21 protein-coding genes and 1 tRNA gene are annotated in these 18583 nt (G+C 38.2%); 14 read left to right on the top strand and 8 right to left on the bottom strand.

The window, feature by feature from the left end; translation table 11 throughout:
• Position 1 precedes the first annotated feature (1 nt).
• Positions 2–691, top strand: coding sequence for a type 1 glutamine amidotransferase domain-containing protein (locus ON09_RS02225; RefSeq protein ID WP_010599432.1), 690 nt, complete (start codon positions 2–4; stop codon positions 689–691).
• 270 nt (positions 692–961) lie between these two features.
• Here ON09_RS02225 and ON09_RS02220 read toward each other — a convergent pair whose 3' ends face one another.
• Complete coding sequence (locus ON09_RS02220) at positions 962–1855, bottom strand: helix-turn-helix domain-containing protein (RefSeq protein ID WP_010599431.1); 894 nt, start codon at positions 1853–1855, stop codon at positions 962–964.
• Between the two features lie 158 nt (positions 1856–2013).
• On the opposite strand from ON09_RS02220, the gene ON09_RS02215 reads away from it, so the two are divergent.
• From ON09_RS02215 to ON09_RS02195, 5 genes are read left to right on the top strand one after another with little or no spacing between them, the layout of a single operon-like run.
• Positions 2014–2469 (top strand): cupin domain-containing protein, encoded by a 456-nt coding sequence (locus ON09_RS02215; protein ID WP_010599430.1) that lies wholly within the window; start codon positions 2014–2016, stop codon positions 2467–2469.
• Between the two features lie 19 nt (positions 2470–2488).
• A complete protein-coding gene (locus ON09_RS02210) occupies positions 2489–2953 on the top strand; it encodes a nuclear transport factor 2 family protein (RefSeq protein WP_010599429.1) in 465 nt (154 codons plus the stop codon).
• Positions 2954–2963: 10 nt separating this feature from the next.
• Positions 2964–4037: an alpha/beta hydrolase gene (locus ON09_RS02205; RefSeq protein WP_010599428.1), complete on the top strand. Its 1074-nt coding sequence runs from the start codon at positions 2964–2966 to the stop codon at positions 4035–4037.
• Entirely contained in the window at positions 4034–4768 is a 735-nt protein-coding gene (locus ON09_RS02200; RefSeq protein ID WP_010599427.1) for a carboxymuconolactone decarboxylase family protein, read from the top strand. The genes ON09_RS02205 and ON09_RS02200 overlap by 4 nt, the downstream gene beginning before the upstream one ends.
• 18 nt (positions 4769–4786) lie before the next feature.
• The gene (locus ON09_RS02195; protein WP_010599426.1) at positions 4787–5257 is read left to right on the top strand and encodes a cupin domain-containing protein; all 471 of its coding nucleotides are present in this window, start codon (positions 4787–4789) and stop codon (positions 5255–5257) included.
• Positions 5258–5313: 56 nt separating this feature from the next.
• On the opposite strand, the gene ON09_RS02190 is transcribed toward ON09_RS02195, so the two are convergent.
• From ON09_RS02190 to ON09_RS02180, 3 genes are read right to left on the bottom strand one after another with little or no spacing between them, the layout of a single operon-like run.
• Positions 5314–6150 (bottom strand): phosphatase PAP2 family protein, encoded by an 837-nt coding sequence (locus ON09_RS02190; protein WP_238533586.1) that lies wholly within the window; start codon positions 6148–6150, stop codon positions 5314–5316.
• Between the two features lie 59 nt (positions 6151–6209).
• Positions 6210–7457, bottom strand: a complete 1248-nt coding sequence (locus ON09_RS02185; protein ID WP_010599424.1) for a sensor histidine kinase — start codon at positions 7455–7457, stop codon at positions 6210–6212.
• Entirely contained in the window at positions 7454–8131 is a 678-nt protein-coding gene (locus ON09_RS02180; RefSeq protein WP_010599423.1) for a response regulator transcription factor, read from the bottom strand. The genes ON09_RS02185 and ON09_RS02180 overlap by 4 nt, the downstream gene beginning before the upstream one ends.
• A 162-nt stretch (positions 8132–8293) precedes the next feature.
• Here ON09_RS02180 and ON09_RS26445 point away from each other — a divergent pair, with 162 nt between their 5' ends.
• The 8 genes from ON09_RS26445 to ON09_RS02160 all read left to right on the top strand — a co-directional run bounded on the left by ON09_RS26445 (position 8294) and on the right by ON09_RS02160 (position 13921).
• Positions 8294–9469 (top strand): LTA synthase family protein, encoded by a 1176-nt coding sequence (locus ON09_RS26445; protein WP_051010154.1) that lies wholly within the window; start codon positions 8294–8296, stop codon positions 9467–9469.
• Complete coding sequence (locus ON09_RS25570) at positions 9420–10217, top strand: LTA synthase family protein (protein WP_051010153.1); 798 nt, start codon at positions 9420–9422, stop codon at positions 10215–10217. The genes ON09_RS26445 and ON09_RS25570 overlap by 50 nt, the downstream gene beginning before the upstream one ends.
• A 175-nt stretch (positions 10218–10392) precedes the next feature.
• Positions 10393–10971, top strand: a complete 579-nt coding sequence (locus tag ON09_RS25820) for a carboxypeptidase-like regulatory domain-containing protein (RefSeq protein ID WP_238533585.1) — start codon at positions 10393–10395, stop codon at positions 10969–10971.
• A 282-nt stretch (positions 10972–11253) separates the two neighbouring features.
• The gene (locus ON09_RS25815) at positions 11254–12690 is read left to right on the top strand and encodes an outer membrane beta-barrel family protein (protein WP_238533584.1); all 1437 of its coding nucleotides are present in this window, start codon (positions 11254–11256) and stop codon (positions 12688–12690) included.
• A gap of 206 nt (positions 12691–12896) precedes the next feature.
• Entirely contained in the window at positions 12897–13205 is a 309-nt protein-coding gene (locus tag ON09_RS26745) for an amidohydrolase family protein (protein WP_083837934.1), read from the top strand.
• Positions 13184–13342, top strand: coding sequence for a hypothetical protein (locus ON09_RS25565; RefSeq protein WP_010599422.1), 159 nt, complete (start codon positions 13184–13186; stop codon positions 13340–13342). Before ON09_RS26745 ends, ON09_RS25565 begins: the two co-directional genes overlap by 22 nt.
• A 113-nt stretch (positions 13343–13455) precedes the next feature.
• On the top strand, positions 13456–13761 hold the full coding sequence (locus ON09_RS02165; protein ID WP_010599421.1) for a DUF3817 domain-containing protein: 306 nt from the start codon (positions 13456–13458) through the stop codon (positions 13759–13761).
• An 80-nt stretch (positions 13762–13841) separates the two neighbouring features.
• Positions 13842–13921 (top strand) — tRNA-Leu (locus tag ON09_RS02160).
• A 211-nt stretch (positions 13922–14132) separates the two neighbouring features.
• Here ON09_RS02160 and hscB read toward each other — a convergent pair.
• From hscB to ON09_RS02140, 4 genes are all read right to left on the bottom strand, one after another.
• A complete protein-coding gene (hscB, locus tag ON09_RS02155) occupies positions 14133–14669 on the bottom strand; it encodes a Fe-S protein assembly co-chaperone HscB (protein ID WP_010599420.1) in 537 nt (178 codons plus the stop codon).
• 82 nt (positions 14670–14751) lie between these two features.
• Positions 14752–16140: an RIP metalloprotease RseP gene (gene rseP, locus ON09_RS02150; RefSeq protein WP_010599419.1), complete on the bottom strand. Its 1389-nt coding sequence runs from the start codon at positions 16138–16140 to the stop codon at positions 14752–14754.
• A gap of 29 nt (positions 16141–16169) precedes the next feature.
• Positions 16170–17357: a 1-deoxy-D-xylulose-5-phosphate reductoisomerase gene (locus ON09_RS02145; protein WP_238533583.1), complete on the bottom strand. Its 1188-nt coding sequence runs from the start codon at positions 17355–17357 to the stop codon at positions 16170–16172.
• A 197-nt stretch (positions 17358–17554) separates the two neighbouring features.
• Positions 17555–18583: GH3 family domain-containing protein (locus tag ON09_RS02140; RefSeq protein ID WP_029204055.1), on the bottom strand; the 1029-nt coding region annotated here is incomplete at its 5' end.

Genomic DNA, 18583 nt, shown 5'->3' with positions numbered 1-18583 from the left:
TATGGCGGATAAAAATATTTTAATGGTACTAACTTCTCATAGTGAGATGGAAAATACCGATAGCAAAACCGGAGTATGGCTAGGTGAGTTTACCGACCCCTATTATGAGTTTATTGATGCAGGTTATACCGTTACCCTTAGTAGCCCTAAAGGTGGCAGGCCACCTGTCGACCCCATGAGTGAACTTACGGAACATATTACAGGTGCCAACCGCAGGTTTGGCGATGACACCATAGCTAAACATGCATTTTCACACACTATTCCGCTCAACCAGCTTGCAGCTGAGGTTTATGATGCCGTTTTTTATCCGGGTGGACATGGCCCAATCTGGGATCTCGCAAAAGATAACAACAGCGGACTTTTGATTTTGGAGTTTCTGGATTCAGGCAAACCTGTTGCTTTGGTTTGTCATGGACCTGCTGCCTTAATTAGTGTAGAAAATCAACGTCAGGGGTGGTTACAGAACAAACGTATTGCTGCTTTTAGCAATACTGAAGAAACTTTGGTGGGCCGTAGCGGAAATGTACCTTATTTATTGCAAACCAAATTAGAGGAACTGGGCGCTGAGGTAAAAACAGCATTGGTTCCTTTTCTTTCTCATATTGAAGTTGATGGTTTGCTGGTTACCGGACAAAATCCTCTATCAGCTGGCCCGGCAGCCAAGGCACTAATACAATTGTTACAAGCTTAAGCTTTCAGTTAAGTTAAATGATGAGCAAAGCCGTCTGCTGTTTGTGCGGGGCTCAACAACTATACTGACCATTCACTATGAAGCATATGCTGAATAGAACTTGTCAGCTATTCAAAACCCTCACCGCATCATTGTTGTGAGGGTTTTGAATGACGACGCTGCTACTAAAGTTGGGAAATAATGGTCTATCGCTCAAATTAAGGGGCAGGCAAACAGATTTTACTGACGAATCCCATAAAATAGTAATGGGAATCAGATGCACTTAAGTTACTAGTTTATACTTCTATATTCTTTTGGGGTATGCCCTACCCTTTTTTTAAAAAGCCTTATGAAATGTTGTGGATATTTAAATCCGAGTTCATAGGCAATCTCGCTAACGGTTTTGCTATGATCGAAGATTTTCTTTTTCGCTACATCGATAATTTTGTTTTGGATATACTCTTGTGCAGATTTACCGGTTTCCTTTTTAATTAGGTCTCCAAAGTAATTCGCTGAAAGATGCATTTCATCAGCGCAATAGGCAACTGATGGCAATCCAATGGTATAAGGCTTCTCTGAGGTAAAATAGCCATTTAAAAAATTCTCAAAGCGTTCTAAAATCCCCTTATTAATATCATCTCTGGTGATAAACTGCCTGTCGTAGAAGCGATCGCAATAGTTCAGGAATAGTTCAACGTTTGATGTAATCAGCTTTTTACTGTGCTTATCAATCGGTCGTTTTAGCTCATATTCTATTTTATCAAAACAATCCATGATAATTTTTCGCTCCTGATCTGATAAATGCAAGGCTTCGTTTACGGCATAAGAAAAGAAATTATAATCGTCTATATTTCTCGCCAGCGACGTACCATTTAGTAAATCGGGATGAAAAACAAGCGCCGTTCCCTGAGGCTGATAATACTCATCTTTATGGTCGCCAATTACCTGCCCAGATGCTAAAAATATCAATGTACCTTGTTCATAATCATAGTTATTTAAACCATATCTTAGATCACCACATTTAATTTGCTTTAAAAAAATTGTGTAAAAATCATATTGCAACCGCCTGAATTGACGGGGGGCTGCATTTTCAAGATGTACAACACTAATTAGAGGATGTAAAGTCTCCTGATTATTAAAATCATTGTACTCACTTATTTTCTTGAAGTTTACAATTTGTTCCATGTGCTCGTTTCTTACTCAAAAATAAACAATCGGACTCCACTTTTTTCATATCTATCATCCAATCAGTAATATTGGTTATAAATACAGGAATCCGTCTACCCTCATCATGGTTAGGTATGCTGAAATTTGGAACATCACTAACATTATATAATAAATTTATGAAAAATGTATTTTATCTGTTTCTTTTAATGATGTTGGCCAAAAGTGGCCTGGCTCAGGAAACTCCGATATTCCCACGAGGAGAAATTTCAAAAACGAACAATCATACCGGCGATGTATGGCTTACCGAACTGAATAAAGCGGATAGTGTAATTGATTGTGCTTTGGCAACTGCAACCTTTGCGCCGGGAGCAAAACTGGATTGGCACATCCACCCGGCCGGACAGATTTTAATAATTACCGAAGGAACAGGATACTACCAGGAAAAAGGAAAAGCTATTCAGGTGGTGCACAAAGGAGATATAATCAAATGTGTTCCAGGCGTACCGCATTGGCATGGAGCTTCACCTAAAAGCATCTTTAGTTACATTGCTGCAAGTACAAACGGCGCAAAAAATAAAACCGTTTGGCTACAAAGGGTAAGCGATGCAGAATACAACAATTTAAAACAATAATAACCTAACACCTAAACTCATGAAAACTTTAATTTTTGGATTACTACTCATCGGCTTAACCCAAATATCAATAGCGCAAACGCAAAGCCAACCGATTAAAACGCCTACAACGACAGAACAGGAAATCTTAAATCTTTCAAAAGAGAAATGGGTTTGGATGGCTGACAAAAACGTAACTGCTTTAGAAAAACTATTTGACGAACAATCGGTATTTGTGCACATGGGTGGAAGCTGGGGAAAAGACCGCGAAATAAGTGTAATTAAAGGTGGAGGCATCTGGTACAAAAAAGCAGAAGTACATGAGGCTTCTGTAAAAATAATCGAAAACACCGCGATACTTTTGAATAGAATTACCTTACTTGCGGTGGTTGGCCGCAATGAGGTTACCAATCCGTTTATTGTAACCGAGGTTTATGTTAAAAAAGATGGTAGCTGGAAAATGGGTTCACTTTCCTTCAACAAGATTAACCAGCCTGCAAAATAGCTGATCAATTATGAAAAAACCACTTAAAATTTATTTTAGCTCAATTTGCTTGCTGATCATGGGTTATACCTCATCGTATGCCCAGAAGAAATTTAATCAAAAACCACTGGTTATTGTTGATCAGGGTGCGTTTTCTGCCGGTGGTTCGGTTATAAAAAGTGATGGCGTATTTGATGCACTTAAACCGTGGAACGTACCGCAAGGCGGACAAACCCGACACGGTGATCATGCTGACGTGTTCTACCAGATTCCTCAAAAGGCAAAAAAACATGCCTTGGTTTTTCTTCATGGTTATGGTCAAAGCAGGCGAAGCTGGCAAACCACTGCCGATGGAAGAGAAGGATTTTCTGATTTATTTTTAAGAAAGGGCTATAGTACCTACCTTGTTGATCAGCCTGGACGCGGTGCCGCGGGCCAGACCACAAAACCAGCACAAGTTACGGCCGTTCCTGACGATCAAACCTGGTACACGCAGTTTCGCATTGGTCTTTATCCGGCATTTAATGCTGGAATTCAATTCCCTAAAGATAGTTTATCAATGGATAAATTTTTTCGTATGATGACTCCGAATACTGGCAGTGTAGATGAATCAATGGTGGTAAATGCAATGTCATCAGTTTTTGATCGGTCGGGAGATGGGATTTTGTTCACGCATTCTGCAGGTGGTGCTCCCGGCTGGAAAACGGCAATCAAAAATGAACATGTAAAGGCGATTGTTGCAATTGAGCCGGGTGGATTTGACTTTCCTGAAGGTGAAGTACCCGAAGGAAATAGAGGTGGCAAAGGATTGCCGCTAAACGAGTTTAACAAGTTAACCAAAATCCCTATTGTAGTTTATTTTGGTGATTTCATCCCCAAAGAGAATACCAATGCAGCGTCATTAAATTTTTGGCGAGGAGTTCTGGCTACCGGACGACAATGGGCTAAAGTTGTCAACGCACACGGCGGCGATGTAACTATTGTCCATTTACCCGAAATCGGAATTAAAGGCAATACCCACTTTATTATGTCTGATTTAAACAACAAGGAAATAGCGGAGGTAGTTGCAAAATGGTTGCACGACAAAAAACTTGATCAAAAATGAAAAAATTAATCATCGTAATATTTTTTTTAATGGGTTTTATGGGATTTAGCCCTGCAAAGGAGAAACCGTTAAGCAAAACATTAACCATCAAGCAACAAAAACTTATTATCATCTCAGCGTTGACAGCAAAGGGAGATTTGATACCCCTTAAAAAACAACTTGCCGCCGGGCTTCAGGCCGGATTAACTGTAAATGAAATTAAGGAAACACTTGTTCACCTTTATGCCTATTGTGGATTTCCGAGAAGCATCCGCGGATTGCAAACTTTTATGGTGGTGCTTGACGAGCGCAAAAAACAAGGCATCAAAGAGAACCTGGGCAAACAGGCTACTCCTATTCATGATGATAGGAGTAAATTTGAAAGAGGTAAATCAGTATTGGAAACACTTACCGGTGCGTCGCAAGATGGGCCAAAGGCCGGATACGCTGCTTTTTCCCCTGAAATTGAAATCTTTCTTAAAGAACATCTCTTCGCTGATATTTTTGAAAGAGATATACTGAGTTTTGCAGACCGGGAACTGATCACCGTATCCGTTTTAAGCAGCATTGGAGGTGTGGAACCTATGCTAAACTCGCATTTCGGAATCTGTTTAAATCTGGGCATCACGCCCGAGCAGTTGCGTCAGTTTATTACCATCATTGGGAATGAGATAGGCAGAAAAGACGCAGAGAAAGCTAATGTTGTTTTAACGGCAATCGTGAACAGCAAAAAGCAAATACCTAACAAATAACAATGGCTTCATATTATCATGATGAAAAATAATCTTAAAAACCTGGCAGTTTTACTATTCATGTTTACAGCAGCCTGTAAAGAGGGTGAACAAACAAAATATACGAGTAATTTACTTTTCCCTCAGGGAGATAAAAATACCAATAGCAATTTTAAAGGCGATGTTTGGGTGAAATCTCTGGTAGATCCGGATAGTTTAAATGAGAACGCAGTAGGCAATGTAACTTTTTCCGCCGGAGCGAGGAGCAACTGGCATACGCATCCTGCGGGGCAAATTTTACTTGTAACTGAGGGTGTTGGCTATTACCAGGAAAAGGGAAAAGCTAAAATAGTATTGCGCAAAGGAGATAGTATAAAGTGCCCGCCAAATCTGGCGCATTGGCACGGAGCCAGTCTGGATACAGCATTTGTCCAAATTGCCATCACTGGTAGACAGCATGGGCCAACAAAATGGCTGGAGCCGGTATCGGATGCGGATTACAGGAAGTAATACTGTTCATCCTGCTCAAAAAAGATTCCAACAATGTGTTATCCAATTTCTATAATTTAAAAACGGCCCGTTAGCATTAAACTTGATGCTGCTGGTTGGTAAAAAGGCATAAGGGTAAACTGGCTTTCTTTCTTCTTACTGAAAACTTGTTTCATGTAAGGATAAACTAGATAGGCGATCTTGGTGGAGGCAATTCCGAAGCCGGCACCGGCAACAACATCACTAAACCAATGTTTGTTATTATACATCCTCAGCGTTCCAGTAGCTGAGGCCACAAAATAACCTGCGTACCCTATCCATGGATTAACATCTTTATATTCCTGGTGCAGAAATTCCGCAGCCATAAAAGCAGATGCTGTATGGCCAGATGGAAAAGAGTTTTCACCATTTCCGTTCGGTCGCATTCTGCCTACACCTTGTTTTACAAAATGTGTTGATAAACCCATAATTGCCGCTGAGGTTAAATATAACATGGAAGCATCAAACAGATTATGCTTACCTTTTATACCCGAAAGATTCAAAGCATAAACTGCAGCAGCAGGTGCAAACTGGATATAATCATCAACATGTGCTGCAAATAGCGGATGATCTTCCTGAAGTTCATCCTTTGTACTGAGATCCAGTTGTTTTAACGCTCCATGATCATAAACGGCTGTGAAACCATAACCTATGAGTGCAGTAGGAATAATGATCGGCACCACGTTAAATTTCCTTTTTGGTACAAGATAACCGCTGTACCACCGCCTGGATGAATCAGCAACCTTGGTGTTATTTGATGAATCGGTATGTTGAGCAAATGAGGAAAATGCGATCATGACAAAAAGCAGCAATGAAAAACAAGTATTGTACACCCCCGCTCTAACTCGATTTAACTGTAAAATCTTTTTCATCATTTTAATTTTCATCAAAACTAAAATGCAATTATGTAGGAATTCTGTAGTTGATAACGGGATTAGAAAAGGATTGAAAATGTATGCATTTCATCGTGATCGTATGAAATTTCATATCCGTAAAGATTACAGATTTGTTTTGTTATGGCGAGACCCAATCCCATTCCTTCTGATTCACTTGATTTTGAAAAGCGGTCGAAAAGATGATCTCTCAATTCAAAACCCTTTCCGCTATTAGAGATAACCAAAGCTGCTTCCGAAAGTTTAATTACTATTTTGCCTCCCTTAATATTATGCCTTACCGCGTTGCTAAAAAGATTATTTAATGAAATATCTGCTAAATAACGGCTCATGTGAACAGTTTTATTTTCCAAATCCAATTCTAAACTTAATCCTCCTTGCTCAAAAAGTTCTTGAAATTGCCTTAATTTCAATTCTACGAGTAGTTTAAAATCAACATCTTGCGTGTCAGCAATTAAGTTGTTTTCGATTTTAGCCAGCAACAGCAGCGATTGATGCAATCGCGAAAGCTTGCCTGTGGCCTGATAAATATCCTCCAAAATTGCACCTTGCTGAGCGGTAAAAGCTTCCGTTTGTAATAGCGAATCGAGTTTTGAATTGATCACCGCTAGCGGCGTCATCATTTCATGCGAAGCATTATCTGTAAAGGTTTTTAACTCCTTATAATCTTGCCTAACCCGGCTGGCCATGGCATTTACCGAACTATTTAGCTCAATAAATTCATCTATTTTAGTGGGTTCTGCGGTGATGGTTTCCATCTTGCTCACCTCAAATGATTTCATTTTTTTTAGGATATTATAAAACGGTTGCCAAAGTCTGTTCAGCAAAAAGCGGTTAATTACGAAAAGCGAAATCAGCAAAATCAGGGTTACCGCCAGGGTGATCAAAAAAATTACCCGAACCAAATCTTCTGATTCGACCCTTGATTTTGTAATGGTAATCAAAATGGTTTTACCCTTTAAATTAACTGTTGTGACGAGTCTTCTTCCTGGTTCTTCTTCATTATCTTTCGGGTTCAGGTAGCCGACATAACTAAATTCGCGAAATCCGGCTAAGCTATCGGGTGCTTGCGTGAAAGAGAGCTGCTGGTCGATGTAACTTGCCGGCAGCGGCAATTTTTGGTAAGTATGGGTATATTGTCTAATCTCTTCTTCTTCAACGGCTAAATCTTTATCCAGTTTATTTGTCAATATCAAATGGATAAACAGATAATAGATAAACCCGGTGATCACCAGGATAATGAGCGAAGTGAAGATGTTAACCTGGTTATAGCGACTGGATAATTTCATATCGCGGTAAATTTATAGCCAATACCATACACGGATTTGATATAATCTTTACAGGTCGCCTCAGCAAGTTTCTTTTTCAGGTTTTTAACATGCGTATAAATAAAATCAAAATCATCGGATAGATCCATTTCATCACCCCAAAGATGTTCTGCCATGGCGTTTTTGGTAACTACTTTATTTTTGTTGGAAAGAAAATAAACCAGCAAATCAAATTCTTTCTTGGTTAAACTCAAGGGCTTATTATTTACGGTTATGGTCATGGCAAATACATCAACATTAATTTCATTAAACCTGATCACATTATCTCCGTCAAAATTTTTGCGGCGTACAATGGCACTCACCCTGGCTTTTAATTCTGAAAGATGGAAAGGTTTGACCAGATAATCATCAGCACCAAGATCGAGGCCTGCAAGCCTGTCATCTAATGAATGGCGGGCTGAAATGATCAACACGCCATCTTTCTTATTTAATTTTTTAAGTCTGGATAACAACTCTAAACCTTCACCGTCAGGAAGCCCTAAATCCAGCAGTATGCAGTCATAGTGGTATAGTTCTATTTTTTGGATGGCCGAATTAAAATCAGGAGCATGTTCGCACACATTTCCCTCACCGGTAAAATAGGTTAAAATGCTTTCATACAAAGCCTGTTCATCCTCAATGACCAAAATTTTCATCATGTAAAATAGCGATTTGTGCCTGATTTTATACAACGTTAAAAAGCAATTCTGTAGGAATTCTGTAGCAAGAAGCAACGCTCAAAGCAAAACTTCAGAATTTCTACAGAATTGAAATCTAACTTCGTACTCTTATTTAACTATCCCTATCCAAAATTGTAAATGGCCAAGTTTAACCAACTCTTTAAGTATAGATTTTCGCCTGTATTACTTGCTGCTTTGCTCCTTTGTGTAGTTTCATTACTTACCAGGATAGTATTGTTGCTGTTTTCAAATCATGATATCGATTGGACCGTAGCCAATATTTTGAAAATATTTTTAGTTGGTTTTTTATACGATCTGGCAGCGGCATCGTTTGCCTGCATCCCACTGATCATCTATTTATGGGTCTTACCTTCAAAATGGTATCGTCGAAAAACCAATGGGATTTTAATTTTTATTTACTTTTTTATTATTGTTCTTACGCTCATATTCAACGCAATATCAGAATGGTTTTTTTGGGAAGAGTTTTCGGTAAGGTATAATTTTATAGCCGTTGATTATCTGGTTTACACCACGGAGGTAATCGGTAATATTCGTCAGTCTTATCCAATCAACACCATATTAATTATAATTATTGCTTTAACTTCCGTTGCAGTTTTTATGCTTAGAAAACTGATATGGCCAGTAAATTATGTTGATTCAAAATTCAAAAACAGAAGCTTAACTGCACTAGTTTTACTCATTATACCGATAGTTGTTTATTTCGGCTTAAGCCATAAGTGGAAATATCAAAGCAGTAACCAATATGTAAATGAACTTTCTGGTAATGGCATGTACGATTTTGGTTTTGCCTTTTGGAATAACCAGCTGGATTACAACACTTTTTACAAAACGCTACCACTCCCGAAAGTAGAATCCATCATTAAAAAAATCTACAACCAGGAAACAGGCAGTAACAATAATCATTACCGATACACCACAAGAATGGTAAATGAAAGTAAACCCGAAAATAGGATGAATGTGGTGCTTATTAGTGTTGAAAGTTTAAGTGCAGAATTTTTAGGGAGCTTTGGTAATACACAGCACATTACGCCAGAACTGGACACACTTGCAAAATCAGGAATATTGTTCACGAATTTATATGCTTCAGGAACCCGAACAGTTAGAGGTTTGGAGGCATTATCGCTTTGCATTCCACCAACACCCGGCCAATCTATCGTAAAACGGCCAGACAATAAAAACCTCTTTACCCTGGGCAGTATCTTCCGGAGTAAAGGTTACAATTCACATTTTATTTATGGTGGTTATGGCTATTTCGACAACATGTCTGAATTTTTTTTCTCAAAATGGTTATAAGGTAACCGACAGAAATGCTTTGAAAGATTCGGAAGTACATTATTCAAATATTTGGGGCGTTGCCGATGAAGATCTTTTTACGCTTTCGATAAGAGAACTCGATGAGGATTTTAAACATAAAAAACCGTTTTTCGCACAAATCATGACGGTTTCCAATCATCGTCCGTATACCTATCCTGAAGGTAGAATAGATATTCCGTCAAAAATCAGTAGAGAAGGCGCTGTAAAATACACCGATTATGCCATCGGAAAATTTATTAAAGATGCCCGAAAAAAGCCATGGTTTTCGAATACCTTATTTGTTATCGTAGCAGATCATTGCGCATCGAGTGCAGGTAAAGTACAATTACCGGTTGATAAGTACCATATTCCGATGATTTTTTATGCCCCTGCACACATCGCACCATCTAAATTTGAAAAACTTACCGCACAACTGGATATCGGTCCAACCATTTTAGGTTATCTCAATTTCAGCTATAAAAGTAAGTTCTTTGGCCATAATGTTTTTAAGATGAAAGACGATGAGCAACGAGCTTTTATTAGTACCTACCAAAGCCTAGGTTATTTGCATAACGGAAAACTGATGGTTTTAAACCCCAATAGAAAACTCGGCACTTTTAAGCCTGACTTTAAAACAGGTACAGCAATAAAAACAGCTGATGATGAAAAATTAACAAATGAGGCAATCTCTTATTATCAGATGGCGGCATATCTTTATCAAAAAGGCCTTTATCAACAAGAAAAATAAATGGCGTATTCTTAATACCTTTTTGATAATTATAGCTCTAGATTTTTCAAAGCAATTAAAATTGTAAAATTCACTTCTTCAGATTCCGTACAGATTTCAAATATAAATTGCGATTAAAAACATAATCCTTCAGATTTTATGAATCTGATTTTATGAATCTAAGAAGATTTTAACGATGAAAAATTACCAGTGTATTCTTACACTTTTATGCCTTTTTACTTTTTTAACGATCAGCAATGCATACCCGCAAGACAAAAAAATAAGTCTTTCCGGGCAGGTTAAGGATGCTAGAAATAAACTTACACTCCCCTACGCAAATATTATTATTAAAAAAGCCAGCGACGCTAAATTTTCAGACGGCACCATTTCTGATGAACAAGGTCGTTTTGTAATGAAAGATGTTAATCCAGGAAATTATCAGTTACAAATCAGTTTAGTGGGCTATCTACCCTTCCAAAAAGATATTACAATCGGTACGCTAAGCCCCTTTATTGATTTGGGTATTGTAGAACTTATAGAGGCTGCACAAACGTTGCAAACCGTAAATATAGAAGGTTCAAACAAAGACGGACTTTCAACAAAACTGGATAAAAAAACATTTGATCTCAGTAAAAACACCAGTCAGTTGGGTGGCTCCGTTTTACAAGCCATGCAAAACCTGCCAGGTATTAGTATCCAAGATGGCAAAGTTCAACTTCGGGGTAATAATAAGATTGCGGTACTAATAGACGGAAAACAAAATGCGATTACCTGATTTGGCAGTCAAACGGGCCTGGATAACATTCCGGCATCGGCCATTGAAAAAATTGAGATTATTAATAATCCATCATCAAAATACGATGCCAATGGTAATGCCGGAATCATCAATATCATTTACAAAAGAAATAAACAAGAGGGTTTTAATGTAAAAATTGGCCTGACTAGTGGTTTAGGAGCAATTTGGCTACGAAAACAAAATTTACCAGGGATCAGTCCACAATATCAGGCTACGCCAAAAATCAACCCATCTTTATCCATAAATTATAGAAAAAACAAATTGAACACTTTTGCACAGGCAGATTACTTATACACTCAAACTTTAAACAAAAACGAATTTTCACAACGCATTTACACTGATGGTACAATACTTAATCAACAGGTAAAGCGTAACAGAACCACCACATTCACCACTATAAAATCGGATGTTGACTATAACCCGAATGAGCGGAACAGCTTTTTAATTTCAGGATTTTTTAACCGAGAAAAAATTGGCGACCTGGGCGATATTCCATACTTCAACAGTGATTTTTCGGTAAGAAACCGCTTCTGGCAATTTATTGAAGATGAAGTAAAATATACAGCAACGGGCACAGCAAGCTATCAGCATAAATTTGCACAACCTGGCCATACCCTAAGTGCTGGCTTTAAATATACCTGGCACAGGGAAGATGAAAAATATTTTTTCAAGAATATAATGCCCACTTTTACAGGCGAAGATGCTTTCAAAATTTTATCTGATGAACACGTAGCCGATTTAAATATCGATTATGTTCGTCCAATGAAACATGGCCGTATCGAAGCTGGTTTAAAATATCGTAACCGCTTTATTCCTACAGATATGCAATTTTTTCCGGGTTTAAATTCACCAATTGATGCCAACGCAGGCGGATGGGCAGATTATAGCGAACAAATTCCTGCCGTATATGGAAACTATATTTATGAAGATAAAAGCATTGAACTCGAGGCGGGTTTAAGATTGGAATATGTTAAGCTAGATTACCAGGTTAATCCCGACCATAATACTTATAACAGTGATGGTTATGAATATTTCAGACCTTTCCCAAATTTGAGGTTTGTTTATAAGATAAACGATAAAAACAGGTTATCTGCATTTTACAGTCAAAGGGTAGATCGGCCAAATGAAGTGGATATCAGGATATTTCCGAAATATGATGAGCCTGAATTGCTGAAAGTAGGGAATCCAACTTTAAAGCCTCAATTTACACATCTATTAGATTTGGGCTATAAAAACAACTGGAAAAGTGGTTACTTCTATCTCTCCGGATTTCACAAAATTGTGAACGGAACAATAACAAGAATTGCGACCATAGTACCTGGGAACAACATTATTTACAACATTTTCCAGAATGCAGGAAGAAGTTACAATACCGGTGGCGAAGTTTTGATTCAACAGCAAATTGCCCCTTGGGTTTCCATGAATGTAAGTGGAATCATTTATCAGAATACCCTAAATGCCTTTTCGATTCAAAACCAATATCCTGTACCTACAATTTACAATATGCCGAAAGAATCAATTCTTTCAGGAAATTTGAAGTGGAACGCTCAATTAAAACTGGTTAAAAAAACGGACCTTCAGCTTTCTGCAACTTATTTAGCACCTGATTTGATCCCGCAAGGTAGAATAGGATCAAGATTCTCTACTGATTTAGGCATAAAAAGGCAAATCCAAACGGAAAAGGCGAATTTTTCTTAAACGGAAATGATATTTTCAATACTTTAAAAATTAAAAAGGATATTACCGGAAATGGCTTTCGCTTAATCAGCACCGATTATAATGAAACCCAGGTTTTCAGGATTGGATATAGTTATAAGTTTTAATTTCCGCAATCATCTACCATTGTTAACGCAGATTCAGACCAGAAAGAAACAAACTAATGGATAATGCACCGTGTAAAGTGAATTAAGAAATATCGCATCAACACCCTTTTAAATTTAAGTGAAAAACTCGATAAAGAATTAGGTAAAAAAGACCGCCGATTAAAGATTGAGCATGCTCAGCATATACTCCCTTCAGATATTCCAAGATTTAAAACACAGAACATTATTGCCAGTGTTCAGCCATACCATGCTATTGATGATGGGAAATGGGCAGGAAAAGTAATCGGTCATGAACGTGCTAAAACAACTTATGCTTTTAGATCGCTATTAAATACAGGTACCAAACTTGCATTCGGAGTGATGGGTTTGTGGCTCCCGCCGATCCACTAATTGGTATTTACGCAGCCGTTTATGTAATCCTCGAAAAAGACATTACCAAATTAGATCCCATACTTATCGAATCAGTAAAGATTTTAAGTACTGTTGTTGGCGGAAAGCAGGTTTTTAAACTGGAGAAAAAGAAATAATTTGATGCTTGCCAAACATTGACATTTACTGATGCAACACCCAATTGTAAAATCATTTTTTAGTTTTTGAAGGCCATTCGTTTTCTATTACTTTCGGAAAAAAAATCAGATACATGAGTTCACTAGCTATATTCCGCAAGGTTGCAGTTGCAGAAGGGATTTCTTATTTGCTGCTTCTCTTTGTAGCCATGCCTTTAAAATATTTTGCCGATATGCCATTATATGTGAAATATACGGGTTGGGCGCATGGTTTACTATTTGTGCTATATGCTGCAACTCTGGTATTGGCATGGCAGGAACAAAAATGGAAATTTGGCAAAGCGGTATTGATTTTCTTAGCCTCACTTTTACCTTTTGCACCCTTTATTGTCGATAAAAAATTGAAGGATGAACGTCCTGAAAACGCAAAATCCATATAATAAATGGGTTACGAATTATTTTAAAATAATTTTGTGATTTTGCCAAGTGTTACATACATTTGCAACCCCGTCCAACAGATGCCCGGATGGCGGAATTGGTAGACGCGCTGGTCTCAAACACCTGTGGGAAACCGTGCCGGTTCGACTCCGGCTCCGGGTACGAAGCCTCATTACGTAAGTAGTGAGGCTTTTTTTATTCCTTTCTCCATTACTTTCGTACTTATACCCGATGAAGATGGTATCACAATAGTTCGCCTAATTCTTATGGCATCCCTATCCGAGTTCTATTGCATAACCAAGGCATGATGATTGCATTTTAAGGCATTTTTTAAAACGCGATCATGCAACTGCGACTACACTGTGAATTTTAGCTAAGCTTTTGGCAAACGTTCTCTGATTCGGGCAATATATTTTTGGCGATAGAACAGATCTTTGATAACAGGAAATAACTTTTCTGAAGCATCTGGATGTTGATCATGTTGCAATTGTAAATCCCTTAGTTCATTTTCGTGCTGTTTTTCAATCGCATCAACCTCATTTTTTACCTGAGCTAATTTTTGCGCATCTGGTTCAAATTCCAAATCCATCAAAGCCTCGTTTACATCCATCATCTCCATTAAAAATGATTGCGGCAATTGGTAACCTTCATCTGTCGCAACAATACCCTTTAGCTCCAGTACATATTTTAAGCGCTTGTTCGCGTTGCTCAAGGTTTGGTAAGCCTTATTGTTAAGTGTAGACAAGTGTAAAACCTCCTCCTGCTTCTCTTCACTTTCATTGGCATAAAAATCAGGATGAAACTTTTTGCTCAAGGCATAAAATTTTGCTTTAATAGCATTTTGATCTGGATTGAACTGAACCGGTAATTCGTAAAACTCGAAATAGTTTGCTTGTTTATCTTCACTCATGAGGGATATCAATTAAAAAGCCGCAGCTGCAAAGATTGAAATAGTTAATCTATGCAGCTGCGGCAATATTATAAATTTGGTTTTACTTACCGAAAGATTTTAAAATATCATTACCAAAAGCAAACACCATCAGGCAAATCAAGATCACAAAACCTACAATTTGCGCCTTCTCCAGCACTTTTTCGCTTACCGGCTTCCGTTGTACCATTTCGATTAATAGAAACACTACGTGGCCTCCATCTAAGCCTGGAATTGGCAACAAATTCATAAAAGCCAGTGCCATTGAGATTAATCCGGTCAAAGTCCAGAATTTAACCCAGTCGAATGTCGATCCATAAACTTTTGCAATACCTATCGGGCTACTGATGTTACGGGCACTTAGCTTTCCTGTTATCATTTTACCGATGCCCTTGGCATTATCTAAAAACGTGCTCCAGGCCATCGTTGCACCAATTGGCAACGATTCTGCAAAACCAAATTCAACATGGGCGGTCTCCGGCATTTTGAAATTAGGGGCAATTCCAATCGTTCCTTCCTTGCCTACCAGCACATCAAAATTAATTTCCTTTCCTTTACGCAATGCATTAATGGTAATTTGCTTGTTTTTATTCTGCGATACTTCTTCTTTAAACTGATCGAAGAAAGTAACCGGTTTTCCATTTACTGCCAAAATGCTATCCCCTGGTTTTATTCCTGCAGCATAAGCTGGATAAACAGGTTTAACATACGGTCTTCCAAATATTTTATCAAAGAATGATTGCTGATCAGCCTTTTCATCGGGCGCCAAAACAGTGGCTACACTGGCCATCCGGTAACGCGGAGCAATGAAATTTTCCTTATCATTTTTTGATAGTTTGTTTAAGATCGTATCCGGAACCGAAATATAAAGCGTTTGGTTTCCTCTTAAAATGGTCAGTTGGGCACCATCAAACAAAACCTTACTTGAAATGGCATCCTCAAATTTGATTAACTTACTTCCATTAATGGCTAAAATACGATCTCCGTTTTTAAGTCCAATCTCTTTACCAATATTACCTACCGAGATTCCATCAGTTAATTTTCCATTTACAGTATAATTCTGACCATATTTAAATGTAAGCATCCAGAAAATAATGATACCTACAATTACGTTGACGATAATACCGCCAAGCATAACAATTAAACGTTGCCAGGCTGGTTTTGAACGAAATTCCCAGGGTTGTGCCGGTTGGGCCATTTGCTCGGTATCCATACTTTCATCGATCATTCCGGCAATTTTAACGTAACCACCCAGCGGTAGCCATCCCACACCATATTCAACATCTCCTTTTTTAAAACTAAATAGTTTAAATCCCCAGGCATCAAAGAATAAATAAAACTTCTCTACTTTAATCCCAAATGCCCTGGCTGCCAAGAAATGCCCTAATTCGTGTAATATTACCAATAAAGACAATCCGAGCAACAGCTGCCCCGCCATAATCAATCCATTCATATGCTATTCTAAAATTTTTATGTTAGATGTTAAACTTTACTTTTTGTTACTAATTCGCCGGCTAAGATACGGCTATGTTTGTCAGTTTCTAAATAATCGGTCAATTGTGGTTTTTCAATGAAACTGATATCTTCCATGCACTGCTCGATCACGTCGCTCATTTGCAGGAAACCAATCTTATCTTTCAGGAAAGCCTCCACTACTACTTCATTCGCTGCATTTAAAATGCAAGGCATATTTCCACCTTTCCTCAATGATTGAAAAGCAAGGTCCAAATTTTTAAAGGTATCCAGATCAGCTTGTTGAAAGCTGAAAGTTGGATAGTCCAGGAAATTAAAACGTTTGAAATCGTTTTTTAGCCTATCGGGATAATTTAAGGCATATTGAATAGGCAATTTCATATCCGGAACGCCCATTTGTGCTTTCATCGATCCATCGGTAAACTGAACAATGGAATGAATAATTGATTGTGGATGGACAATGACATCAATTTGGTCTACATTGAGATCAAACAGCCACTTTGCTTCAATCACCTCTAAACCTTTATTCATCAGCGAGGCTGAATCAATCGTGATTTTAGCGCCCATCACCCAGTTGGGATGCTTCAAAGCCTGCTCTTTTTTTACAGAAGCAAGAAAACTTTTATCCTTTGATAAAAAAGGCCCACCAGAAGCCGTAAGGTAAATTTTTTCAATCTCATTCTGTTCCTCTCCTACCAAACATTGAAATATGGCTGAATGCTCAGAATCTACCGGAAGAATTTTAACCTGATGTTGCCTGGCCAGTTCGGTAATATATTCTCCGGCAACTACCAAAGTTTCTTTATTGGCTAAAGCGATGTTCTTGCCCGCTTTGATGGCGGCAATAGTTGGCTTTAATCCAACTGAACCCATTAACGCAGTAAGCACAATATCACTTTGCGGATAAGCGGCGACCTCTGTTAAGGCGGCTTCTCCCGCCAACACCTGGATATCTAAAGATGACAAAGCATCTTTCACATATCGATATTGGGTTTCATCACAAATTACTACTGTTTCAGGTTTAAATTCCTTTGCCTGTTGAATAAGCAACTCTGAATTTTTTAGCGCAGATAAAACAGAAACCTTAAAAATTGCAGGATTATCCCGAACCACTTCAAGGGCTTGCGTACCAATGCTTCCTGTAGAACCTAATATGGTAATGTTTTTAGGCAATTGTTGTATTGTTGTATTGTTCAATTGTTTTCTTTCATTTGTTTAAGACTATCGTCTATACTAGATTGCTGTCGTATTCATCAACGATGCATCCCGGCCTATCACGGGCTGATTTTTAGCGACTGCAGATACTTTGTTTCTCAACATGATATCGACAGCTGAAGTCGCTGCAAATCGCAAATCCTTAATTGATGCGCCTATATTAATTTCAAATTCATAATCTACGCAACAATAAAGCGCTCTAGCCCTTCTGCCAATTTCCTGTCGTTACTCAACCTCGGCACTTTATTTTGTCCACCCAATTTTCCTTCACTCTTCATGTAATTCACAAAGGCATCTTTCTGCAAGGTACGAATAACTAAAGGCTGTAAGATATTTCCCTCAATCAGGTCAAAGTAGTAAATATTTTTCTTTTGCAAAGCCTGATCTACCTTTCTACTAAAAGCGGCTAGATCTTTTGGTGCTGAAGAAAATTCTACAAACCACTCATGATAAGGAAGTTCCCCATCTTGAGGATTGACCTGTGGCGCAACGGTAAACTCCGTAATTTCTACTTTTTCTTCATTCGCTACCGATAATAAAGCATGCTCTACTTCCTCACCAATAACGTGTTCGCCGAAAGCCGAAATGAAATGTTTAATTCGGCCTGTCACTACGATTTTATACGGGCTTTTAGAGACAAATTTAATGGTATCGCCAATGCTATAACCCCATAAACCTGCATTGGTATTTAAAATTAGTGCATAATTCGTATCTAATTCAATCTCGCCAAGCGATAGTCGTGTTGCATTTTCATTGTAATACTCATCTGCTGGAATAAATTCGTAAAAAATACCGGCGTCAGCCAAAAGCAATAGACCTTTGTCGTTTTGACTATCCTGATAAGCGATAAATCCTTCTGATGCCGGATAGGTTTCGATAGCGTCGATTCTCTTACCAATGCTTTGTTCAATTTTTGCCCTGTACGGCTCAAAATTTACGCCTCCGTAAATAAAAAGGCTAAAATTTCTGAATATTTCAGAGATCTTCTTTCCGCCGGTCTTTTCAGAAAGTTTATCAAAATACATTTGCACCCATGGTGGAATACCCGATATCAAGGTCATATCCTCATTGATGGTTTCCTCCACAATGGCATCAACTTTCTGCTCCCAATCTTCAATAATATTTGTCTCATAAGACGGCAGCCTGTTTTTCTGTAGATAAGCCGGAACATGATGTGCAACTATACCCGATAAACGGCCAACGTTAAT

The sequence above is a fragment of the Pedobacter agri PB92 genome (assembly GCF_000258495.1).
Lineage (GTDB): Bacteria > Bacteroidota > Bacteroidia > Sphingobacteriales > Sphingobacteriaceae > Pedobacter > Pedobacter agri.
The sequence above is the reverse complement of the archived record's forward strand: the minus strand, read 5'-3'. Positions and strand labels throughout refer to the sequence as shown.